The organism is Amycolatopsis thermophila (assembly GCF_030814215.1).
Lineage (GTDB): Bacteria > Actinomycetota > Actinomycetes > Mycobacteriales > Pseudonocardiaceae > Amycolatopsis_E > Amycolatopsis_E thermophila.
Window position 1 is genome coordinate 2236035 of record NZ_JAUSUT010000001.1, and the last position, 22090, is coordinate 2258124.

The 22090-nt window shown below is 71.3% G+C and carries 19 protein-coding genes; 7 read left to right on the forward strand and 12 right to left on the reverse strand.

The window, feature by feature from the left end:
• The first annotated feature begins 281 nt into the window (after positions 1-281).
• From rsmG to FB470_RS11125, 3 genes are all read left to right on the forward strand, one after another.
• On the forward strand, positions 282-953 hold the full coding sequence (gene rsmG, locus FB470_RS11115; protein WP_306999198.1) for a 16S rRNA (guanine(527)-N(7))-methyltransferase RsmG: 672 nt from the start codon (positions 282-284) through the stop codon (positions 951-953).
• A gap of 102 nt (positions 954-1055) precedes the next feature.
• Positions 1056-1958: a ParA family protein gene (locus tag FB470_RS11120; protein WP_306990817.1), complete on the forward strand. Its 903-nt coding sequence runs from the start codon at positions 1056-1058 to the stop codon at positions 1956-1958.
• On the forward strand, positions 1955-2953 hold the full coding sequence (locus tag FB470_RS11125) for a ParB/RepB/Spo0J family partition protein (protein ID WP_306990819.1): 999 nt from the start codon (positions 1955-1957) through the stop codon (positions 2951-2953). Before FB470_RS11120 ends, FB470_RS11125 begins: the two co-directional genes overlap by 4 nt.
• Before the next feature lie 98 nt (positions 2954-3051).
• On the opposite strand, the gene FB470_RS11130 is transcribed toward FB470_RS11125, so the two are convergent.
• Both FB470_RS11130 and FB470_RS11135 read right to left on the reverse strand, forming a co-directional pair.
• Complete coding sequence (locus FB470_RS11130; RefSeq protein WP_306990821.1) at positions 3052-4002, reverse strand: D-alanine--D-alanine ligase family protein; 951 nt, start codon at positions 4000-4002, stop codon at positions 3052-3054.
• Between the two features lie 51 nt (positions 4003-4053).
• The gene (locus FB470_RS11135; RefSeq protein ID WP_306990822.1) at positions 4054-5367 is read right to left on the reverse strand and encodes an aminotransferase-like domain-containing protein; all 1314 of its coding nucleotides are present in this window, start codon (positions 5365-5367) and stop codon (positions 4054-4056) included.
• Between the two features lie 180 nt (positions 5368-5547).
• Between FB470_RS11135 and FB470_RS11140 the strand changes: the two genes are divergently transcribed.
• On the forward strand, positions 5548-6195 hold the full coding sequence (locus FB470_RS11140; RefSeq protein ID WP_306990824.1) for a GNAT family N-acetyltransferase: 648 nt from the start codon (positions 5548-5550) through the stop codon (positions 6193-6195).
• 82 nt (positions 6196-6277) lie between these two features.
• Here FB470_RS11140 and FB470_RS11145 read toward each other — a convergent pair whose 3' ends face one another.
• From FB470_RS11145 to FB470_RS11185, 9 genes are all read right to left on the reverse strand, one after another.
• The gene (locus FB470_RS11145; RefSeq protein ID WP_306990825.1) at positions 6278-7411 is read right to left on the reverse strand and encodes an N-acetylmuramoyl-L-alanine amidase; all 1134 of its coding nucleotides are present in this window, start codon (positions 7409-7411) and stop codon (positions 6278-6280) included.
• Positions 7412-7611: 200 nt separating this feature from the next.
• On the reverse strand, positions 7612-7938 hold the full coding sequence (trxA, locus tag FB470_RS11150) for a thioredoxin (protein ID WP_306990827.1): 327 nt from the start codon (positions 7936-7938) through the stop codon (positions 7612-7614).
• Between the two features lie 30 nt (positions 7939-7968).
• The gene (gene trxB / locus FB470_RS11155) at positions 7969-8961 is read right to left on the reverse strand and encodes a thioredoxin-disulfide reductase (protein WP_306990829.1); all 993 of its coding nucleotides are present in this window, start codon (positions 8959-8961) and stop codon (positions 7969-7971) included.
• Positions 8962-9063: 102 nt separating this feature from the next.
• Positions 9064-9831: a hypothetical protein gene (locus tag FB470_RS11160; protein ID WP_306990831.1), complete on the reverse strand. Its 768-nt coding sequence runs from the start codon at positions 9829-9831 to the stop codon at positions 9064-9066.
• On the reverse strand, positions 9828-10463 hold the full coding sequence (sigM, locus tag FB470_RS11165; RefSeq protein ID WP_306990833.1) for an RNA polymerase sigma factor SigM: 636 nt from the start codon (positions 10461-10463) through the stop codon (positions 9828-9830). The genes FB470_RS11160 and sigM overlap by 4 nt, the downstream gene beginning before the upstream one ends.
• 10 nt (positions 10464-10473) lie before the next feature.
• On the reverse strand, positions 10474-12063 hold the full coding sequence (locus FB470_RS11170; RefSeq protein WP_306990834.1) for a protein kinase family protein: 1590 nt from the start codon (positions 12061-12063) through the stop codon (positions 10474-10476).
• 79 nt (positions 12064-12142) lie between these two features.
• A complete protein-coding gene (murJ, locus tag FB470_RS11175; protein WP_306990836.1) occupies positions 12143-13981 on the reverse strand; it encodes a murein biosynthesis integral membrane protein MurJ in 1839 nt (612 codons plus the stop codon).
• A gap of 337 nt (positions 13982-14318) precedes the next feature.
• Positions 14319-16445 (reverse strand): DUF6049 family protein, encoded by a 2127-nt coding sequence (locus FB470_RS11180; RefSeq protein WP_306990837.1) that lies wholly within the window; start codon positions 16443-16445, stop codon positions 14319-14321.
• Positions 16442-16963: an NUDIX hydrolase gene (locus FB470_RS11185; protein WP_306990838.1), complete on the reverse strand. Its 522-nt coding sequence runs from the start codon at positions 16961-16963 to the stop codon at positions 16442-16444. The genes FB470_RS11180 and FB470_RS11185 overlap by 4 nt, the downstream gene beginning before the upstream one ends.
• A 131-nt stretch (positions 16964-17094) precedes the next feature.
• Between FB470_RS11185 and FB470_RS11190 the strand changes: the two genes are divergently transcribed.
• The 3 genes from FB470_RS11190 to FB470_RS11200 all read left to right on the forward strand — a co-directional run bounded on the left by FB470_RS11190 (position 17095) and on the right by FB470_RS11200 (position 20224).
• Entirely contained in the window at positions 17095-18528 is a 1434-nt protein-coding gene (locus FB470_RS11190; protein WP_306990839.1) for a CCA tRNA nucleotidyltransferase, read from the forward strand.
• A gap of 34 nt (positions 18529-18562) precedes the next feature.
• Complete coding sequence (locus FB470_RS11195) at positions 18563-19855, forward strand: sensor histidine kinase (protein WP_306990841.1); 1293 nt, start codon at positions 18563-18565, stop codon at positions 19853-19855.
• A gap of 72 nt (positions 19856-19927) precedes the next feature.
• Entirely contained in the window at positions 19928-20224 is a 297-nt protein-coding gene (locus FB470_RS11200; RefSeq protein WP_306990842.1) for a hypothetical protein, read from the forward strand.
• On the opposite strand, the gene FB470_RS11205 is transcribed toward FB470_RS11200, so the two are convergent.
• Complete coding sequence (locus tag FB470_RS11205; protein ID WP_306990844.1) at positions 20221-22074, reverse strand: TNT domain-containing protein; 1854 nt, start codon at positions 22072-22074, stop codon at positions 20221-20223. The two genes, FB470_RS11200 and FB470_RS11205, sit on opposite strands and share 4 nt — an antisense overlap.
• Positions 22075-22090: the final 16 nt, after the last annotated feature.

Here is a 22090-nt window from a genome sequence, read left to right on the forward strand (position 1 = left end):
TTCGGGCGGCGGACGGTGCGCCCCGTGTTTCCGGCGGCGCGCGGTTGCGGAGCGGTGCGCGACGGCGACCTCGCCGATGGTTTCGGCGACGTCGGGCCGACATGACTGAGTGCACGAGGGCGAGACAGTCCGGGCGCTGCGGTGCTAGCCGTTTCACGTGGAACCGCCCCGCCCCCCGCGCGAGTTTCACGTGAAACGGTCCACAGTTGCGGTCCGCCTCCCCGCGATGGTGATTCCCTCGTGGAGAATTGTGTCTGGCGTCGTTTCACGTGAAACGCGGAATGGAGGGGTGGCGAGTGGTGCCGGTGCCCGAGGTGGCGGGGCGAGTGTTCGGAGACGGGCTGGAGCGGGCCGTTCAGTTCGCTGAGATGCTCGAGCGGTTCGGCGTCGAGCGGGGGTTGATCGGGCCGCGGGAGGTTGAGCGGCTCTGGGATCGGCACCTCCTCAACTCCGCCGTCGTCGGGGAGCGGATCGACTCCGGGTCCACCGTGATCGATGTCGGGTCGGGTGCCGGGTTCCCCGGGGTCCCGTTGACGATCGCGCGGCCGGATCTCGACGTGGTCCTCGTCGAGCCCATGGCGAGGCGTGCCGAGTGGTTGAACGAAGTCGCCGAGACGCTCAAGCTGGATGTCACCGTCGTGCGGGGTCGGGCCGAAGAGAAGTCGGTTCGACAGCAGGTGGGCACGGCGGACGTCGTCACGTCGCGGGCGGTGGCGCCCCTCGCGCGGTTGGCGGGCTGGTGCCTTCCGCTCGTCCGCGAGGGTGGCATGATGCTCGCAGTCAAGGGAGCTAGTGCCCGGGACGAAGTTGCCCGTGATGCGACGGCGGTTGCCCGTGTCGGTGGGGGTGCTCCCACGGTCTCTGAATGCGGGGTCGGCGTACTCGAGACACCGACGACCGTGGTGCGGGTGGAGCGCGTGCGCAGTGTTCGGCGACCGCGGCGTGCGGGATGACAAGATGGCGTACTGGATGGCTTGTGGAGGCCAGATCAGCATGAAGCGACCCATGTTCCACGTGAAACCAGCAGTGTCGATTGCGGAAAGGTGGCTCGGCCGGTGACCCCGCCTGCGTCAGACTGGACCCCCATTGCCGAAGAGGCCGAGCGCGCCGCTCGCGTGTTGCACCCGGAACCCAACTCCCTCCCCCGGCCCGATCAGCGCCGCGTCCTCACGGTCGCCAACCAGAAGGGCGGCGTCGGGAAGACGACGAGCGCGGTCAACCTCGCCGCGGCCCTCGCGGTCCACGGCCTCAAGACCCTCGTCATCGACCTCGACCCGCAGGGCAACGCCAGCACCGCCCTCAACGTCGACCACCGCTCCGGTACCCCCTCCATCTACGACGTGCTCCTCGGTGACCTCCCCCTTGGCGAGGCGATGGCCGTCAGCGAGCAGTCCCCCAACCTGTTCTGCGTCCCGGCCACCATCGACCTCGCCGGCGCCGAGATCGAACTCGTCGAGGTGGCTTCCCGCGAATCGCGGCTCAAGGAGGCGCTCGCCGGGGACGTCGTCAACGAGCTGGGCATGGACTACGTCTTCATCGACTGCCCGCCGTCGCTCGGCCTCCTCACGGTGAACGCGATGGTCGCGGCGCGCGAGGTCCTCATCCCGATCCAGTGCGAGTACTACGCACTCGAAGGCCTCGGACAGCTCCTCAGCAACATCGAGCTCGTGCAGAAGCACCTCAACCCCAGCCTGGCCGTCTCGACGATCCTCCTCACCATGTACGACGGCCGCACCAAGCTGGCCGACCAGGTGACCGCCGAGGTGCGCGACCACTTCGGCGACGTCGTCCTCAAGACCGTCATCCCCCGCAACGTCAAGGTGTCCGAGGCGCCCAGCTACGGCCAGACCGTCCTGGCATACGACCCGGGCTCGCGGGGCGCGATGAGCTACGTCGACGCGGCACGGGAGATCGCGGAGCGCGGCAGCAGCAATGGATCGAGGAGGGGCACGTTATGACCGAACGCAGGGGTGGTCTTGGCCGCGGCCTGGCCGCGTTGATCCCGACCGGGCCGCCCGCCGGGGAGAACGCCCCGACCGCTCAGGCCCGTCCGGAGAAGCCGTCCCGCAACGGCGAAAAGGACTGGTTCGCGGCCAACAGCGAGGTCGCCCCCAGTGGTGAGGTGGCCGGCGCTGTCTACCGCGAGATCCCGACCAGCGCGGTCAAGCCCAACCCGAAGCAGCCGCGGCAGGTCTTCGACCCGGATGCGCTCGCCGAGCTGGAGCACTCGATCCGCGAGTTCGGCCTCATGCAGCCGATCGTGGTGCGTGAACTCGGTGATGGCGAGTACGAGCTCGTCATGGGCGAGCGCCGGCTGCGCGCGTCCCAGCGGGCCGAGCTCGAACACATCCCGGCGATCGTCCGGCAGACCGCCGACGAGGCGATGCTGCGCGACGCCCTCCTCGAGAACATCCACCGGGTCCAGCTGAACCCGCTCGAGGAGGCCGCCGCCTACCAGCAGCTGCTCGACGAGTTCGAGGTGACCCACGAGGAACTCGCCTCGCGCATCGGCCGCAGCCGTCCCGTCATCACCAACACCATCCGCCTGCTCAAGCTCCCCCTCCCCGTCCAGCGCCGCGTCGCGGCCGGGGTCCTGTCGGCTGGGCACGCCCGCGCGTTGCTCTCGCTCGACGACCCCGAGGCGCAGGAGGAGCTGGCGACCCGGATCGTGGCCGAGGGTCTGTCGGTCCGGGCGACCGAGGAGGCGGTGACGCTCAAGAAGAGCGAGGGGCCGGCCAAGCCCAAAGCCGCTCCCCGCAAGCCGATGCAGGCACCCGGTCTGCAGGATCTGGCCAACCGGCTGTCGGACACCTTCGACACCCGCGTCAAGGTCGACCTCGGCCGGCGGAAGGGCCGCATCGTCGTCGAGTTCGGCTCCGTTGACGATCTGGAACGGATCGTCGCCCTCATGGACCCGAATCGGGCAAATCGGGCGGTCGAAACGGATGGGTGATCACACCGGGGTGTTTCGTCACGGTGATGATTTGATCTGACAGCATTGAGGGCCACCTTCCCGCGGGAAGGTGGCCCTCAACGGTTGACTGACGGCGGTCAGGCGGACCGGCGGATCGCCCGCGCGACGAGATCGGCGAACACCGCCCCCAGCGACGCGCCGGAGGTCTCGATCGCCATCGGCACCGTCGACGTCTCGGTCAGTCCCGGCGACGAGTTCACTTCGAGGAACTGGACCGTGCCGTCGGCGGTCACGATCGCGTCGGTCCGCGAGATGTCGCGCAGACCGAGCAGCCGGTGCGCGGCGACCGCGAGCTCACCGACCGCCTTCGCGGACTCCTCCGGCAGCCGGGCCGGGGCGAAGAAGTCGGTCAGCCCGGCGGTGTAGCGGGAGGTGTAGTCGTACACGCCGCTCTCCGGCACGATCTCGACCGCGGGCAGGGCCTCCGGCTCGCCGTCGCGCTCCACGACGGCCACCGCGACTTCGACGCCCTCCACCAGCCGCTCGGCCAGCACGGTGTCGCCGTAGGCGAAGCACCCGACCATCGCGGCCGGCAGCTCCGACGCGTCCCGCACGACCTGGGCGCCCAGCGCCGACCCGCCCTGGTCGGGCTTCAGGATCAGCGGCAGGCCCAGGTGGTCGACGATCGCGTCGAGCACGCCCTGCGCGCCCAGCTCGCGGAACGTGCTGTGCGGCAACACGATCCAGTCCGGCGTCGCGTACCCGGCGCTGGACAGCAGCGCCTTCGCGGTGGGCTTGTCCCAGGCGCGGCGGCACCCACGTGAGCTGGTGCCCACGTACGGCACCCGCAGCATCTCCAGGACGGCCTGCACCGACCCGTTCTCCCCCTGGCCACCGTGCAGCGCCACGACGGCCGCGTCGGGCCGGTCGGACCGCAACCGGTCCAGCAGGCTCGCGTCGGTGTCCCACTCCTCGACGGTCAGGCCCTGCTCCCGCAGCGCGGCGGACAGCCTGCGGCCGGACCGCAGGGAGACATCACGCTCGTGCGAAAGTCCGCCCGCGAGAACGGCGACGGTCGGCATAACCACGCCGGCACTCTCCTCAATACACAGTCTAAAATGGACGAAGCCGTGCGGCGATCAGGCCGTGTCCGGCGACGGCGTCTCCGGCCCCGGGATCGCGCGCATGCTGACGTTACCGAACGTGCGCACCAGGTCCATTTCGGACTCGAGCACGGCGGCCAGGCGCCGCACGCCCTCCTTGATGCGTTCCGGAGTCGGGTAGCAGTACGACAACCGCATCTGCCTGCTGCCGAAACCGTCGGCGTAGAAACCGGTTCCGGACGCGTACGCCACCCGCGCGGTCACCGCGCGCGGCAGCATCGCCTTGGTGTCGACGCCCTCGGGCACCGTCACCCACACGTAGAAACCGCCGTCCGGGTGCGTCCAGCTGCAGCCGGACGGCAGGTGCTGCTCGAGAGCGGACAGCATCGCGTCCCGCCGCTCCCGGTAGTTCTCGCGGAAGGTCTTGATCTGGCCCTTCCAGTCGTGCGTGGCCAGGTACCGCGACACGATCATCTGGTTGAACGTCGGCGGGCACAGCGTGGCCGACTCGGCGGCCAGCACCAGCTTCTCCCGCACGGCGTGCGGGGCGAGGACCCAGCCGACCCGCAGGCCCGAGGCGAACGTCTTGGAGAACGAACCCAGGTACACGACGTTGTCGGGGTCCAGCGACCGCAGCGCCGGGTAGGTCTGGCCGTCGAAGCCGAGCAGACCGTACGGGTTGTCCTCGACCACCAGCACGCCGTGCGCCCGGCAGATCGCCAGGATCTCCGCACGCCGCTCGACCGCGAGCGTCACGCCGGCCGGGTTGTGGAAGTTCGGGATCGTGTACAGGAACTTGACCCGCTGGCCGGCGCGCTCGGCGGTGGCGAGAGCTTCGCGCAGCGCCTCCGGCACCAGCCCCTGGTCGTCCATCACGACGTGCACGACCTTGGCCTGGTAGGCGGCGAACGAGCCCAGCGCGCCCACGTACGACGGGCCTTCGGCGAGCACGATGTCGCCCGGGTCGCAGAACAGCCGGGTGACCATGTCCAGGCCCATCTGGGAACCCACGGTCACCACGATGTCATCGGGGTGGGCCGAGATGTCCTCCATCGCCATGACCTCGCAGATCTGCTCCCGCAGCGCGGGCACGCCCTGCGCGGAGCCGTACTGCAGGGCGACGAGGCCGTCCTCGGCGATGATCTCCCCGACCTGCGAGGAGAGGGTGTCCAGCGGCAGTGCGGCGAGGTTCGGCATCCCGCCGGCGAGTGAGACCACCTCGGGCCGGCTGGCTACCGCGAAGAGAGCTCGGATCTCCGACGCCGTCATGCCGGCCGTGCGGGCGGCGTAACGGGCGAGGTGGGGATCGAGATCGCGGCGGCCGGTGTGCTCGGGTGGGTTCGCAGTCATCGCACTTCGCTTGCTGTTGATGGTCAGTTTCTCGAGTGTAACCACTCGACCTTGTGATATTCCCGGCCTTTCGGCGTGGGTCACAGGGGCCTATTCTCAGAGACGGCCGAGCAGGCTGTGTGGTTGTGCCACGCCCTGCGACTCGTCGGGCCGGCCGCAACGAACCGGGGGAGGGATCAGGTGTCGCGTCGCGTCGTGGGCGTCACCCTCGACAACCTGGAACACCTGCCCAAGCACTGCCGGCGGTGCGTGTACTGGGAGCTCGCGCCGCACCTGCGCGCCCAGGCGGAGGAGTTCGGCCAGACCGAGGTCGAGAAGGAGGCCTGGGTCTCGTCCGTGCTGCTGGAGTGGGGCGCCTGCGGCCGGATCATCTACAGCGACTCGCTGCCCGTCGGGTTCGTGCTGTACGCGCCGCCGAACCTGGTGCCGCGGTCGATCGCGTTCCCGACGTCCCCGCCCAGCGCCGACGCGGTGCTCTTGACCAGCTTCCACGTGCTGCCCGAGTTCCGCGGCGGCGGGCTCGGCCGCACCCTCGTGCAGGCCGTCGCCAAGGACCTGACCCGGCGGGGTGTGCGCGCGATCGAGGCGTTCGGTGACGCGAGCCCGGGCGACGCGGACAACGAGCTGCTCGGGCACACCTGCGTGGTCCCGGCCGACTTCCTCACCGCCGTCGGGTTCAAGACCGTGCGGCCGCACGCCAAGTGGCCCAGGCTGCGCCTGGAGCTGCGTTCGGCCCTGTCCTGGAAGGAAGACGTCGAGGCGGCCCTCGAACGGCTCCTGGGCCAGGTGAGCATCACCACGGCGGAGCCCAGCACGGCCCGGGCCTGACCGAGTTATCCACAGAAAGCGTCCACAGAGCAGGGGTTGTCCACAGCTTCCTGTGGACAACCCCTGGGTGTGCTCGTGCGGGTTATTCGGCCTTGGCGAGCTCGTGCGCGAGCACGTCGGCGAAGGTGAAGGTGCCGGTGGGCTGGTCACCCTCGCCCAGCAGGTACAGCCGCTTCACGGCGATCAGGATGCCCTCGGCGACGATGTCGCGGAACGCCGGGTCGGATAGCTTCGCCCGGTCGCCCGGGTTGCTCAGGTACCCGATCTCCATCCGCACCGCCGGGCACCGGGTCAGCCGCAGGATGTCCCAGGTCTTGGCGTGCGTGCGGCAGTCCAGCAGACCGGTGCGGGCGGCGACCTCGCGCTGCAGGTAGCCGGCCAGCAGCTCACCCACCGTCGACGTGGTGCCCAGCCCGTTGCCCCAGTGGAACGACGCGACGCCCTGAGCGTGCGGCGAGGAGTTGCGGTCGCAGTGCAGCGACAGGAACAGGTCCGCGCCCGCGTTGTTCGCGAACGCGGCGCGCTCGGCCTCGGCCGGGCCGGTGTCCGGCCCGCGGGAGATCAGCGCCTCCATGCCGGTGGCCTTCATCCGGCCCTCGAGCCGGCGCGCCAGGTCCCACACCAGGTCGGCCTCGCGCAGGCCGCCGATCTCGACGCCCGGGTCGGCACCGCCGTGACCGGGGTCGATCACGATCCGCTTGCCGCGCAGCCGCGGGCCGGACTGGCGGACCTGCTCCTGCTCGCGCAGCAGCACCGGGCGGCCACCGCGGGCGCGCGGCGAGAGCTGCCGCAGCGCGCGGACCGTCGCCGGACCGCAGATCCCGTCGATGACCAGGCCGTAGTCGCGCTGGAAGTTGCGCAGCGCCTTCTCGGTCTTCGGGCCGAACATGCCGTCCGGACGGCCCGCGTCGTAGCCCAGCTCGGTGAGCCGGTCCTGCAGCGCGAACACGTCGTCGCCGTGCACGGGCGCGGAGATCAGGTAGGCCAGCGGACGGCTGCCCAGGTGGAAGGTCGCACCACGCAGCACCTGGTAGGTGGCCGGCCCGACGACCCCGTCGATGAGCAGACCACGACGCTGCTGGAAACCGCGAACGGCCCGTTCGACCTCGTGGTCGAACAGGTTGCCGTCCTCCGGCCGGAGCAGGCCGATCGAGGCCAGCATCGACCTGATCTCAGCGACGTCGTTCCCGACGTCGCCGCGGCGGAGCACCCGCATGCACTCCTCGCTCTTTCCTTGGGCATCGATCAAGAACCGATGCGGCACAAACAATCTCGGGCTAGCCTCGGGTTCCCATTCTGCCCTGAGAACTCTCCGTGACCGCGCGGGGCCGGTCGGTGCGTCATCCGGGCGGGTGGCATGGAAAACCCGGGGGCCGTCTTGTGAAGACGTCCACCCCCGGGTTCAGGTTGCCTGGGTCAGGCCAGAACGTCGGACAGATCCGACAGCAGCGCGGCCTTCGGCTTGGCGCCGACGATCTGCTTCACCGGCTTGCCGCCCTGGAACAGGATCAGCGTCGGGATCGACATGACCTGGTAGTCACGCGCGGTGCCCGGGTTCTCGTCGATGTCGAGCTTGGCGACGGTCAGCTTCTCCTTGTGCTCGGAGGCGATCTCCTCGAGCACCGGAGCGACCATCTTGCACGGCCCGCACCAGGTCGCCCAGAAGTCGACCAGGACCGGCTTGTCGCTGGTCAGGACGTCATCGGCGAAGGACTGGTCGGTCACCTTGACGGTGTCGGACATTTCATCTCCCTACTTGGTACGAGCCTTCGGTCAGTTCGTGGAGCCGTAGCCGCCGCCCACCAGTTCGGGCGCGACCTCGGCGTTCTCGGTGCCGGCGTGCTCGGCCAGCCAGCGCTCGGCGTCGATGGCCGCGGAGCAGCCCGAGCCGGCGGCCGTGATGGCCTGCCGGTAGGTGTGGTCGACCAGGTCGCCCGCGGCGAAGACGCCGGGCACGTTGGTGTAGGAGGTGCGGCCCCTGGTCAGGACGTAGCCCTCCGCGTCCAGCTCGACCTGGCCCTTGACCAGTTCGCTGCGCGGGTCGTGGCCGATCGCGACGAAGAAGCCGGTGACGTCGAGCACTGACTCCTCGCCCGTGACGGTGTCCTTCAGCTTCAGGCCGGACACCGTGGTGTCCCCCTGCACCTCGACGACCTGCTTGTTCAGCGCCCACTTGATCTTCTCGTTCGCACGGGCGCGCTCGAGCATGATCTTGGACGCGCGGAACTCCTCACGCCGGTGCACGATCGTCACCGACCGGGCGAACTTGGTCAGGAAGGTGGCCTCCTCCATCGCGGAGTCGCCACCGCCGAGCACGGCGATGTCCTGGTCGCGGAAGAAGAAGCCGTCACAGGTGGCACAGGCCGACACCCCGCGGCCGAGCAGCTCCTGCTCACCTGGCACGTTCAGGTAGCGGGCCGCCGAACCCATGGCGAGGATCACGGCCTTGGCCGCGTAGCGGGTGCCGTTGGCGGTGACGTACTTGACGTCGCCCGCCAGCTCGACCTGCTCCACGTCCTCCGCACGCAGCTCCGCGCCGAAGCGCTCGGCCTGCTTGCGCATCTCCTCCATCAGGTCCGGGCCCTGGATGCCGTCCCGGAAGCCCGGGTAGTTCTCGACCTCAGTGGTGGTCATCAGCGCGCCGCCGAACTGCGAACCCTCGAACACCAGCGGCTCCAGCTGGGCACGCGCGGCGTAGACCGCTGCCGTGTACCCGGCCGGACCCGACCCCACGATGATCAGGTTCCGAACGTTTTCCGCTGCCACCCGTAGACCTCCGACTCGTCGTGACCTGCGTACCAGGCTCAACACGATCGTAGGGTCCGGTGTTCCCGCCGTGACACGCGTCGCCCGCGTCACGGACCGCGACTAGCCGATGACCTTGTCCAGCAGGACGCCGGCGTTGCCCGCGCCGCAGGCCGGGGTGAAGGCGACCAGCCGGAACTTCGCCAGCTGACCCGTCGTCAGCAGCGTCAGCACGGCCGGCTGCCCGTCGATGGTGCCCTGGCGGACCCCGACCGGCTTGGCGGTGTCGGCGAATCCGGCGGCCTTCAGGCACGCCTGCAGGCCGTCGGCGTTGCCGAGCGGTCCGTAGTCGAAGACGCCGTCGATCTGGCCCACCGCGCTGGCGGCCTGGTCGCCGCGCAGGTTCAGCGGTGGCTGCGCGACCGCGCTCCGGGTCGGTGGCGGCGCCGCCACGTTGCCGCCCGTGGAAGGAGATGTACCGCTCGGGATGGCGATCGCGACGGCGGCCACCGCGGCGGCGGCCACGGCCACCACCCCGCTGATCCAGCCTATGCGCTTGTTCCGGCGGCGCCGGGCCGCGTCCAGGCTCACCACCGGCGCCAGGCCGGGCTGCTGCGGCGGGAACGCCCGCCGCGCCTCGTCGGCGATCGCCGCGTCGATGCGGGCCGCGACGTCCGCGGGCATCGGCGGGACCTCGGTGGCCAGGTTCGCCAGGTCGGCGGTGGTCAGCTCCAGGGCTTCGATGATCGCGCGCGCCTCGGGATCGGCCTGCACCCGCGGCCACAACCGCGCGGCCTGGTCCTCGTCGAGGGCACCGGCGTGCAGGTCGGCGAGCAGGTCGACAGACCAGGGCGGGCCGGCGGCCTCGATCCCCCGACTCTCGTCCGTCATCGTCCCTCCCTCTCGCGCTGTGCCCCAGACCGGCCGCCGCGCTCCCGTTTGCTTTCGGAAGTTGGGACGTTCGCTATTGCATCCGGGTTCCGGAGATGGCCGAGAACTTTGGCGAGCTTGGCGCGTCCCCGCGCGCACCGGCTCTTCACCGTGCCCTCGGCGATCCCGAGCATCCGCGCGGTCTCGCTCACCGAGTAACCCTCGACGTCGACCAGCACGATCGGCATCCGCTGGTCCTCCGGCAGCTGCGCCAGCGCCTCCTTGATGACCAGGCGGGTCTCCCGGTCGGCCATGCTGTCGCGTGGTGTCGCCGGCTCGTTCACCCCGGTCTCGGGCAGGGGCACCGTCGGGCGGGCCTGCCTGCGCCGGACCCGGTCCAGGCACGCGTTCACCACGATCCGGTGCAGCCAGGTCGTGACCTGGGATTCCGCCCGGAAGTTCGCGGCGGCACGGAAGGCGGAGATGAAGGCGTCCTGCAGGGCGTCGGCGGCTTCCTCGGGGTCGCGGAGGGTGCGCAGGGCCACCGCCCACATGCGGTCCCGATGCCGCCGGACCAGTTCGCTGAACGCGTGCGGGTCACCCGACGCGTGCGCCGCGAGGAGGTCGGCGTCCGTTGGTGCAGCTGCGGTCACCCGCAGCACACTACTGGGCGGGCAGGAACGTCAATTCGCCTATCTGGGACTGGTAGCCCTTGTCCGTGTCACTCAATCGAGTGATCCAGATGATCACGTATTGCGCCTGCTGGGGCTGCTGAAGGGTGATGTCCGTGGTCGGCCCGTTCAGCGTGCCCTGACCGACCACGCGGGTGTCGGCCAGTTCGGGGTTGCGCGAGTCGGCGAGCCGGATCTCGATCGAGGTGCCCGGGCTGTCCGCGGTGACCGTGATCTTGGCGAGGTTGATCGGCTTGTCGAAGCTCGCGAGCAGGCCGACGCCCTCCTTGATCGCCGGGAACTGCTGCCGGTACTGATCGGTGCGCCAGATCGTGGACTTGTCGCCGTCGACGGTGTTGCGGGCCCGGCTGGTGTTGTCGCCGTTGCCGTCCGGGTTGTAGACCGTGACGCTCTCCGGCCCCACCGGCCCGCCGATCTGCGGCTGGCCCGCGGTGGCGGGCGGCGGGTTCGGCGACGGGTTGACCGGCGCCGAGGCCGATGCCGTCGGGGTCGGGTTGGCCACGTTGATCGGCGGCCCGCCCGAGCTGGGGTCGTCCTGGAAGAAGCTGATGGCCAGCATGCCGAGCCAGGCGAGGATGCCGACCGCGGCGACGACCAGCACCGTGACGCCGAGCGCCAGCTTGCGGCGGCGCGCCCGGTCCTTGACCGGCTTCTTCGTGGTCCAGATCGTGCTGTCGCCGTCGGCCTCCATCTGGGCCTTGATCAGCTGCGTCCGCTCCTCGGCCTCGGCGGCCATCTCCAGCGCGCGCACGATCGCGGCGCTGGTGCGGATGCCGCCCGGACCGCCGTCCTCGACGGTGCGGACCGCCAGGGACGACAGCTCCTGCGGTACCGACGGCTGCAGCGAGCGCGGCGGGACCAGACGGCCGTTCGGCGCGTGCGGTGCGGCCGGGACGGCGGCGGGGCCGCCCGGCAGCGGCCACCGGCCGGTGAGCAGCAGGTACAGGATGCCGCCGATCGCCTTCACGTCGTCGCGCAGCGTCGCGTCCGGCAGCGGCCCGGGGAACGCCAGGCGCAGCGAGCCCTCGGTGGTCAGGCGCAGGCGTTGCGGGTGGTCGAGGCCGAGCACCAGACCCGAGTGGTGCGCGCGCTCCACCGCCTCGGCGAGCCGCTGGACCATCCGCGCCGCGGTGAGCGGCTGGACCGGCCGGTCGGCGACCAGGTCGATGAGATCGGTGCCCTTGGTCCACTCGGTGACGACCACGCCCAGCAGGCCCTCACCGGAGGTGATGCCGCTGCCGAGGGTGAGCACGTCGAGGACGCGGGCGACCGCCTCGTGGTTGAACTTGGCCGCGTGTGTCGCGCGCTCAAGCGTCTTGCGGGCCTGACGTGCGGCTTCCGCGTCCGCCGGGTCGCCGACGAGCAGCGTCAGCGCGACGTCCCGCCGCAGCTGGCCGTCCCGCGCACGCCACAGGTGTGCGCCCGCCCGCTCGTCGATGCCGAACTGGGCGAGCAACCGGTACCGGCCGTCGCCCACGACGCTGCCCGGCGCGAGGGAACCCCCTCGCGCGCGGACACCCGTCCGGGTCGGACCGGACTGCTCGCTCCGCTTCTCGTTCACCCCACGCTCTCTCTCCCACGCCTGTGGACGAGGGTACGTGAACACGAGGGGTGAGACAGGGTTATCGGTGCGTCGTTCGTTACCCGCGCTTGATCAAACGGGTGATTCTCTTCGTGGCCGGGCTCAGCTCGTCCACCTTGAGCAGCGCGAGTACGCCGAACGACACGCCCAGACCGACGATGCCCTGCAGGATCAGCTTGATCCACGCGGTGAGCCGTCCGCCGACGTCCGGCACGACGAACCCGGCCAGCACCGCGGCGACCACGCCCAGCGCGCTCGCCACGACGGTGAACAGGATCACGCCGAGCACCCGCCTGCTGCGCAGGTTGCCCAGGCTCACCCACAGCCAGACCTGGCCCATGATCGCGCCGACCACGAACGTCAGCGAGTTGACCATCATCGCGCCGAGCACGATGTTCTGGTCCGACAGCAGTACCGGGCACAGGTACAGCAGCGGGATCTTGACCAGCGTCATCACGACCATGATCAGCGTCGGCGTGCGAGCGTCCTTCATCGCGTAGAACACCCGCAGCTGGAGCATGACCAGGGCGTAGGGCAGCAGGCCGAACGCCGAGATCGCGAGCGCCTCGCCCAGCCGGCCGGCCTGCTCGGGCGTGTTCTCGCCGCCGCTGAACAGCGCGACACCGATCGAGGTGCCGATCACCGACATGACCGCCGCGATCGGCACCAGCATCACCGTGGAGATGCGGGAGGCGTAGGACAGGTCGGCGACCACCTTGCGGGTGTCGCCGTCGGCGGCGTTGCGCGACAGCCGCGGCATGATCGCGGTCAGCAGCGAGACGCCGATGACGCCGTAGGGCAGCTGGAACAGCAGCCACGCGTTCGAGTAGATCGTGACGCCGCCGGGGTCGCCGCTGGTCAGCACCCGCGTGTTGACGGTGAAGCCGATCTGGCTGACCGCGACGTAGCCGAGGATCCACAGCGCGAGCCCGCCGAACTCCTTCATGCGCTTGTCGATGCCCCAGCGCCACTTGAACCGGAACCCGGTGCGCAGCAGCGGTGGCACCAGGATGATCGCCTGGATGACGATGCCCATCGTCACGCCGATGCCCAGCAGCAGCAGCTTCGGCTGGCTCGCGTCGACCGGGTAGGTGGGGACGATCTCGCCCGGGGTGAGGATGTACACCGCGAGCGTGAAGATCACGACCAGGTTGTTCACCACCGGCGCCCAGGCCGGGGGGCCGAAGATCTGCTTGGCGTTGAGGATCGCCGAGAGCAGCGCGAACAGGCCGTAGAACAGGATCTCCGGCAGCAGCAGCCGGGCGAACGCGTTGGTCAGGCCGGTGGCGGCGGGTGTGGCGTTGGCGTCCAGGTACAGCGAGGTCAGCAACGGCGCGGCCGCCACCGCGACCACCGTGCCGATCAGCAGCAGCACGAACCCGACGGTCAGCATGCGCTGCGTGTAGGCCGTGCCGCCGTCCTTGTCGTCCTGCGAGCGGACCAGCAGCGGCACCACGACACTGCTCAGCACGCCGCCGAGCAGCAGCTCGAAGACGATGTTCGGCAGCGTGTTGGCGATGTTGAACGAGTCGTTGATGACCGTGGTGCCCACGGCCCAGACCAGCATGATCTTCCAGAAGAACCCGGTGATCCGGCTGATCAGCGACGCGATCGCGATCCGGCTGCTGGACTTCGCCAGCGACGGTGCGGCCGGTTTCTCCGGCGCCTCGACCGGCGCGTGGAACCCGGTGGCGTCGAGCCCCGGCCCCTCCCCGAACGCGGTGCCCGGCGAGGCGGAGATGCGCGGCATCATCCGCGTGGCCAGCGCGTCGTAGGGCCGCAGCACGTCCGGGTCGGCCACCGGCCAGCGGTTGCCGCCCTGCACGCCGCTGATCCGCGGGATCAGCATCGTCGCGTCGGGGTCGTTCGGCGGCAGCGGTGGCGCGCCGAACGGCATGCTGTCCTGGTGGCGCTCCCGTTCCTGCCGCCACGGCCGGACGGGCTGCCGCCGGTCCGGCGGCGCCTGGCGGCCCGTCGGCGGCGGCTGCCGGCGCGGTGGCGGCGGCGGTTGCACCCGGTCCGGGGGCAGCTGCCCCTGCTGGCGGTTGACCTGCTGCGGACGCGGCCTGCCGTCCGCAGCAGGTGGGATGCGGCGGATCTGGTCCTGCCGAGCGCGATCAGGCGGCGGACGCCGTGCTGCGCGGTCGGCGGGACGCTCGGGTGGCCACCCCGGGTCTCTGTCCAACGCGCGCCCAATCCTCGCCGGTCCGGTTCTGGCACCCCAGGGTAGTCGGTCAGGCCCGGCGGGCCCGGACGCGACGGTAGATCTGCCGGGCGGAGAGCAGGACCAGGGCCGCCGCACCGGCGATCGTGAGGACCAGCGTCACCACGCCGTACTCGTTCGACCGCAGCTCGAACCGGGCGGGATGGCCGAGCGGCGTGCCGCCGGGAGTGGTCAGCGACACGGTCACGTTGAACACGCCGGCCCGCAGCGCCTCGGCCGGGATCCGCTCGCCGCCGGTCAGCCCGGCCGGCAGCAGCCGGTCCGGCACCTGCTCGGCGCGCAGGCCCGGGTTGTTCGCCAGCTGGATGCGCACCACGATCTGCACGGGCAGCTTGTTGCTCAGCGACACCGGAAGCGGCGCCGACCCGGACGCCATCGAGATCGGCTGCGCCGGGGTGTCCACGGTGACGCTGCCGAGCAGGGCGTCCAGCTCGGCGCGGGAGTCGGCGGCGGACGCCTCCGCGGCGCCCTGCTGCGGGCGCCAGGCGGCCGACGTGTTGCGCACCAGAGCGAAGCGCAGCGGTTCGAGCAGCTGCGCGGGCTGGACCTGGGCGGCCGGGTCGACCTGCATGGCGCCCTGCAGGTCCCCCATCGTGCCCTCGATCGAGGCCATCTCGTCGGTCACCGATGCCGGCGTCGCGGTGGCGACGTCCTCGGCGGTGTAGCTCATCTTGGCGCTGCCCGCGACCGCGGTCGACAGCAGCGCGGGCAGCGACTGCGGCGTCAGCAGGTTGCGGTCGACGAAGTCGCCGACCTCGCGCAGGAACCCGGTCAGGTCGCCCTGGGAGGCGTTCCACCGGCGTGGCGGCGCGACCAGCACCGGCCGGGACGCGGCGCCGGACAGCCCACCGCGGAACGCGAGCGCGGCCAGGCCGTTCTGCGTCGCGATGTCCGGGTCGTCGACCGGGGTCGCGGAGGTGGCCTCGTCGGAGCCGGCCGAATCACCGGTAAGCCCGGACAGCACCAGTGAGTCGGCCTGCTGGGCGCGCAGGCGGGTGCCGTCCAGGGTGACCCCGCCGGCCGACTGGGTGCTGGTCAGCGGGTCGGTGATGAGCGTGCGGACGCCCCGGTTGTCCAGCGCGGTGAGCGTGCCCTGGTCCAGCGCACCGTCGGCCCACAGCACGCCGTCCTGCGGCGCGACCCCGAGCAGCTCCTGCACGTGTGAACCGGTGTCGAGCGCGAACGGCAGCAGGTCACCGCCGCGCACCTTGGACAACGCGGTGAGGTCGGCGTCGGCGTAGGGCAACTGCACCACGCACTGCCCGGCGACCAGCGAACGCAGCGAATCCAGCCACGACTTGGCGGCCTCGGCGCCGGTGCCCGCCACCGTGCCGGTCCCGGTGCGGACCTGGTAGCCGCGGGACATCGCGTCCACCGTGTCGAGCAGGTCGGGGTCGATCGCGTAGCACAGCGCACGGCTCACCTGCGGGTCGTCGCGCATCGCAGCCGCCGACGCGACCAGCCCGTACAGGCGGCCGCCGGGGCGCAGCTCGCCCGCCAGCACGTCGTCGGAGAGGACGGCGGTGCCGCCGAGCGGCGCGGACACGATCCGCGGCCGGGTGTCGGCGATCGGCCACAGCATCGTGAACTGCGCCGGAGCCGTGTTCTGTGTGGTCGCGTTCTTGCCGGGCGCGGACAGGACGGGCAGCAGCATGCTCAGCGACGCCAGCCGCGCCGCGCCGCCGTAGGCCGGCGTGCCGTTGACGTTGACCAGCAGCGGGTACAGGCCCGGGGTGGTCAGGCGCAGCCCACCGCGCGTGCCGTCCAGCCGGACCGTGACGTTGAGCTGTCCGGTCTGCCCCGGCTCCAGGGTCGACGGCTCGATGTCCAGGAAGTCGGTGCTCGACGCCGGTGCCGCGGGCGTGCCGCCCATCGCGGTGCGCACCTGGCGCTCGGAGGTCATCCGCTCGCCCAGCTCGAGCCGGACCTGCAGGGCGCTGATCCGCCGGTCGCCGACGTTGGTCACGGTGCCGGTGACGTTGAGCGTCGTCGAGGTCGTGGTCACCACGCGCGGGTTCAGCTGGGAGACGTCCAGCCGCAGGCGGCTCGCGGAGTCGCCGGTCTGCGCTCCTGCGACGAACGGCGTGAGTACGGCGAGGAGGAACGCAACCAGCCCGGTGGCGGCGAACCGCTTCACTCCGACGCTCCTTCTGTCGCTCGCGTTTCGTCGAACAGCTCCCTGGCCTTGCGGACCAGTGACCGCTCGTCCGTGTAGGCGAGCCGGGTCTCCAGTTCGGCGACCGGCACCCAGGCCACCTCGGTGACCTCCGAGTCCTCGTCGGACAGCTCGCCGCCGGTGGCTTCCAGCAGGAAATGATGCACCGTCTTGTGCACGCGGCGGCGGTCGGCCACGAACCAGTAGTCGATCGTCCCGAGCGGGCGCAGCACCTCCGCGGAAATGCCCGTCTCCTCCTTCACCTCGCGGACGGCGGTCTGCTCGACCGTCTCGCCGTCCTCGATGTGGCCCTTGGGCAGCGACCACAGCAGCTTGCCGCGGCGGTCCAGCCTGCCGATCAGCACGGCGTTCTCCCTGGCCGGGTCGACGACCAGGCCGCCGGCGGAGGTCTCCACGGAGGTCGTCATCCGCCGGCCGCGGCGGCGTCGCGACCGGCGTCGCGGCTTACCCCCGCCGGAACGACCGGCCGATCCAGACATGCTGCGATGCTAGTGCGTAGCGGCCCGCCCCGGCCGGTACTGCGTAGCTGACCGTTCACTCCCGGTCGATGGGTAGGCTGGTTCCTCGTGTCTGTCATGGTTGAGTCGACCCCGGAGGCGGTTCGATCCCGGTGAACGAACTGACCGCGAAGCGGAACGCGGTGACCGAGCTGATGCGGATCTCCCCGCTGGCCGACGAACTGGCCGCGCGGTTCGCCGCGGCCGGTCACCGGCTGTACCTGGTCGGCGGCAGCGTGCGGGACGCTCTGCTCGGCCGGCTGTCCGCCGATCTCGACTTCACCACCGACGCGCGCCCCGAGCAGATCCTGAAGATCGTCCGGGGCTGGGCCGACGGGGTGTGGGAGGCGGGCATCGCTTTCGGCACAGTGGGCGTCACCAAGCGCGGATCGACGCTGGAGATCACCACGTTCCGCGCCGACGTCTACGACCGGGTGAGCCGCAACCCCGAGGTCACCTTCGGCGATTCGATCGAGGGCGACCTCAAGCGCCGCGACTTCACGGTCAACGCGATGGCGATCGACTTGTCGACCAAGCAGTTCGTCGACCCGCACGACGGGCTGGACGCGCTGCGGCGGAAGGTGCTGGACACGCCGGCCACACCGGAGGAGTCCTTCGCCGACGACCCGCTGCGCATGCTGCGCGCCGCGCGGTTCGTCGCGCAGCTCGGCTTCGAGCCGGCGCCGCGCGTGGTCACCGCGATGACCGAGATGGCCGGTGAGATCGAGCGGATCACCGCGGAGCGCGTGCAGACCGAGCTGTCGAAGCTGCTGCTCGGCCGGTTCCCGCGACGCGGACTGGAGCTGATGGTCGATACCGGTCTCGCCGACCACGTCCTGCCCGAGGTGCCGGGCATGCGGCTGGCCATCGACGAGCACCACCAGCACAAGGACGTCTACCAGCACTCGCTGACCGTGCTCGAGCAGGCGATCGCGCTGGAACGCCGCGACGACCCGGACGCCGAGCCGGACCTCGTGCTCCGGCTGGCGGCGCTGCTGCACGACATCGGCAAGCCGGCCACCCGGAAGTTCGAAGCGGGCGGCGGGGTGAGCTTCCACCACCACGAGGTGGTCGGCGCGAAGATGGCCCGCAAGCGTTTGCGGGCCCTGAAGTACCCGAAGCAGATCATCGAGGACGTCGGCCAGCTCGTGTTCCTCCACCTGCGCTTCCACGGGTACGGCAAGGGCGAGTGGACCGACTCCGCGGTGCGCCGGTACGTCACCGACGCCGGCGAGCTGCTGCCCCGCCTGCACAAGCTGGTCCGCGCCGACTGCACGACGCGCAACAAGCGCAAGGCGGCCGCGTTGCAGCGGACCTACGACGAGCTCGAGGAGCGGATCGCGCGCATCCAGGCCGAGGAGGACCTCGCGAAGGTGCGGCCCGACCTGGACGGCAACGAGATCATGAAGATCCTCGGCCTGCCGCCGGGACCGATGGTGGGCAAGGCGTGGAAGCACCTGAAGGAACTGCGCCTGGACCGCGGCCCGCTCGACCACGACGAGGCGGTCGCCGAGTTGCGGCGCTGGGCCGAGGAGAACGGGCTGTAACTTACGGGTGCGCCGAGACGACCGGGAGGTCGTGATGTCCGCACCGCGCGCGGTGAGTTACCTGGGGACCCTGCTCCGGCGGGGTGCGCCCGCGATGGCCGGTGTGACCGGCGGACTGGATGACGAGGTCGCCGATCCGGCGCCGGCGTCCCCGCTGCGGCGCATGCGGCGCATGGCGGGCCCGGTCGACCTCGCGGCCCCGGACAACCTGCTGCTCCGCGCGACCCGGTACGTGGCGATGGTGCCGTTGATCTACCGCGTGCTGGCCGTCGCGGGGGCGCTGGCCGCGTTCCTCGCCGACGGGCACGGCGGGGTGGGCCTGGTCGTGGCGGTCGCGGCCGTGGTGATCGCGTGGAACGCCCACGGCCTGCGCTGGCTGTTCCGGTCGGCGCCGTTCCACAGCCGCGGCGCGGTGTGGCTGCTGGTGGCCGACGTGGTGGTCACGGTCGCGGCCGACCTGGTGGTCGCGGCGAGCGTGCCCGGGGCGGCCTTCGCGACGGCGATGCAGGTGCCCGGCAAGCAGCTGCTCGGCGGCGTCGCGCTGCTGACCCTCGCGCTCGGCCTGGGGTACGGGCTCGGTCTGGTGGTGCTGAGCATTCCGCTGGCCGGGGTCGCGTGGTGGCTCAATTCGGGCGTGTTCAACGTGAAACAAGCCTTCGCCGGACTCGGGACGATCGCCGGTGTCCTGGTCACGGCGACGGGTGCGCTGGTGCTGCTCGGCTTGGGCACGCGGCTGGCCCTGGCGTACGGCATCCGGCACGGGCGCGAGGCCGAGCGCGCGCGGCAGCAGCGCATGCTGCACGACACGGTGCTGCAGACCCTGGAGACGATGACCCTGCCCGGCACCGGCAGCAGCGAGCACCAGCTCAGCGAGTTGCGGCGGCTGGCCCGCGCGCAGGCGATGGAACTGCGGCAGACGATTGAATCCGGGACGGACGGACCGAGCCCGTTGGGCGAGAAACTGGCCGCTCTCGCGGCCGAGATGGCCCGCGACGGCCTGCGCGCCCAGCTGGTCATGGCCGAGCTCGACGCGGACACCCTGACCGAGGTCCGGCAGGTCGCGATCCGCGACGCCGCGCGGGAAGCGTTGCGGAACACGCTGAAGCACAGCGGAACCGACCGGGTCGTCGTGCGGGCTGAGGAACGGGACGGCGGCGTGGCCGTGGTGATCCGCGACCACGGCGTCGGCTTCGACGAAACGGACCGGCCCCCGGGGTTCGGCATCAGCGAGTCGATCACGGCCCGCCTGGCCGAAGCGGGCGGCCGCGCGCGGGTCGAGTCGAGCCCGGGCAGCGGAACTCGCGTGACCCTCTGGATGCCGCGATGATTGACGGGGAATCGCGCGGTATGGCGCGTTCGCGCTGAAAGGGGCTGGTTCCGGGTGGATAACTTGCCGCGCATGACCGATGAACAGAACGAAACCCGGAGGCTCGCCATCGAAGCGCTGGAGATCGCCCGTCTCGCCCGCGACGAAGCCGCGGCCTCGAGAGTCCTCGCTGCCGGCGCGTCCCACGACGTCGGTGAAGTGAAGGCGGAGCTCAAGGCCCACACACGCGTTCTCAACGCGCTCCGCGAGACGCAAGTCGACCACGGTCAGCGGCTGGGCCGCTTGGAGACCGAGGTGCGGAACGGCTTCGCGATGATGGCGAGCGGTATGGCCCGCATCAGCGAGTTGCTCGAGAGGGGCGACTCCTAGATCCGCTCCAGCGCACCGGTCTCGACGTGCTGCCCGACGGGGTGGGGCAGGAAGTAGGCCACGGCCCCGCCGGGGAGTGCGCCCCACGGCTCGGTGACGCCCGTCAGCGCCCGCAGCGGGCGCGTGATCCGGTACCGCGCCCGCTGGACCTCCCGCTCGGGCAGCAGCGACGTCTCCGGGAAGCGGGCGGTCTCCTCGTGCACCAGGTTCCCCGTCTCCGGTCCGAACCGGACCAGCGTCGTGCCGATGGGCAGCGTGACCAGGCGTTTCGCGCGGTAGAAGGTCAGCGGTGGTTCGCCGCGCAGGGGCACGATCGGCCACTCGCCCTCGTCGTCGGCCACCCGCACCGGGTACAGCAGCAGCGACCCGAGCAGGAACCGCGCCGCCTCCTCGACCCGCGAGAACGCGGCCGGTTCGGCGCCGTCCGGGCCGGTGACCTCCCAGCTCGACTCGGTCCGCCGCAGGCTCCACGCCCCCTCCGCGCGGGAGCCGATCCGGTACGCCGACGGCTTGATCCCGTGCTCGGCCAGCCGGCGCTCCAGCACGGTCAGCACCTCGGACGCCCGGAGCCCGTACGGCGGGTCGCCGCCGCGCTCGGTCAGCGTGACCGCGTCCACCTCGCCCGCGTCGGGCTGCGTCGGCAGCGGACGGCCCTGCAGTTCCGCCTCGGCCGCGGCCAGCAGGTGGGGCGGCACAGCCGGCGGCCGGTACCCCAGCGCGCGAATGCGCTCGGTCAGTTCCGGTTGCGGCGGCAGACCGTATTTGCGCAGGTAGTGCGGCACGGCCGCGGCCCAGATCCACTCGCCGTCGGTGTGGAACGCGTCCGGCACGTCGGGCGGGTTGGCGGGGGCGAACAGGTCCGGCAGCCGGTACGGCCTGCTCAGCACGACCGGCGCGCGGTAGAGGTAGTCGAACAGGGCGCGCGCCTCGTCCGGCGGCAGGGCCTGCCGGTTGACCACGGGCGGCTCCCCCGGGTTCTGCGCGTCGACGACGGCCGCGTGCCGGAACGCCACGTCGACCGGGAGTCCGGCCTTCGCGGCGAGCCAGTCCGGGACCGCGCCGCGTTCGCGCGGGAAGTGCTCCAGCTCCGCCTCGTACGCCCGCGCGGTCGGCCGTCCCGCCGGCGACTGGCGCCAGTTCGGCTCCGCCCGCGCGTCGTAGTCGAACGTGAAGTCCGACGGCGCGACCAGCGTCAGCGTGCCCTTGAACCAGGTCCCGGCGCCCTCCTGGTACATCGCGGCGCGCAGGTCGCTGAACAGCTGCCCGAGCCGCGGCGAGGCGGGCAGCGACACCGATTCGCCCTCGCCGACGGCCCGCACCTCGATCTCCGCGTAGTCGCCGACCTGCCGGAACTGCGCCGCGATGCGTTCCCAGCCGTCGGGCACCACGGTCCGCAGCAACCGCGCGATGTCGCGCACCAGCTCCTGCGGATCACCGGTGCCCGCCGTGCGCGGGCCGGTGGTGAAGTCGTGGCGTTCCTGCCAGATCGCGGTGATCTCGGCCTCGGTGGCGGTGACCCCGAAGTCGTGCAGGCCGAGCTGCTGCGCGCGGACCTCGTCGGTCCCGGTCCAGCGCAGGTTCAGCCCCTCGCCCGGCGCGATGCGGTAGATGTCGTCGTCGAAGAGGCAGTGGGTCTGGAGGCTGAACGTCGAGGCGACCTCGGCCTCCGGCACGACCTTCGCCGGGCGCGACTCGTGCTCGGTGTCGAAATCCGCGGGGGCGTCCTCGCCGGGCGCGGCCACGAGCAGGACCGAAGCGTCCGCGCTGGACCGCTGTGCAGCGAACACACGGCCCTGCCAGACGGCGTACAGCCCGTCCGGACGCTCCGCCAACTCGACCCGATACCGCACGAGTACCCCCTGCTCG

Excerpts from the sequence above, each read along its gene's own strand:
- rsmG (WP_306999198.1), top strand. The coding sequence starts at position 282 with ATGGAGGGGTGGCGAGTGGTGCCGGTGCCCGAGGTGGCGGGGCGAGTG.
- FB470_RS11125 (WP_306990819.1), top strand. The coding sequence starts at position 1,955 with ATGACCGAACGCAGGGGTGGTCTTGGCCGCGGCCTGGCCGCGTTGATC.
- FB470_RS11135 (WP_306990822.1), bottom strand. The coding sequence starts at position 5,367 with ATGACTGCGAACCCACCCGAGCACACCGGCCGCCGCGATCTCGATCCC.
- FB470_RS11145 (WP_306990825.1), bottom strand. The coding sequence starts at position 7,411 with ATGCGGGTGCTCCGCCGCGGCGACGTCGGGAACGACGTCGCTGAGATC.
- trxA (WP_306990827.1), bottom strand. The coding sequence starts at position 7,938 with ATGTCCGACACCGTCAAGGTGACCGACCAGTCCTTCGCCGATGACGTC.
- FB470_RS11160 (WP_306990831.1), bottom strand. The coding sequence starts at position 9,831 with ATGACGGACGAGAGTCGGGGGATCGAGGCCGCCGGCCCGCCCTGGTCT.
- murJ (WP_306990836.1), bottom strand. The coding sequence starts at position 13,981 with ATGCCGTTCGGCGCGCCACCGCTGCCGCCGAACGACCCCGACGCGACG.
- FB470_RS11185 (WP_306990838.1), bottom strand. The coding sequence starts at position 16,963 with ATGTCTGGATCGGCCGGTCGTTCCGGCGGGGGTAAGCCGCGACGCCGG.
- FB470_RS11195 (WP_306990841.1), top strand. The coding sequence starts at position 18,563 with ATGTCCGCACCGCGCGCGGTGAGTTACCTGGGGACCCTGCTCCGGCGG.
- FB470_RS11200 (WP_306990842.1), top strand. The coding sequence starts at position 19,928 with ATGACCGATGAACAGAACGAAACCCGGAGGCTCGCCATCGAAGCGCTG.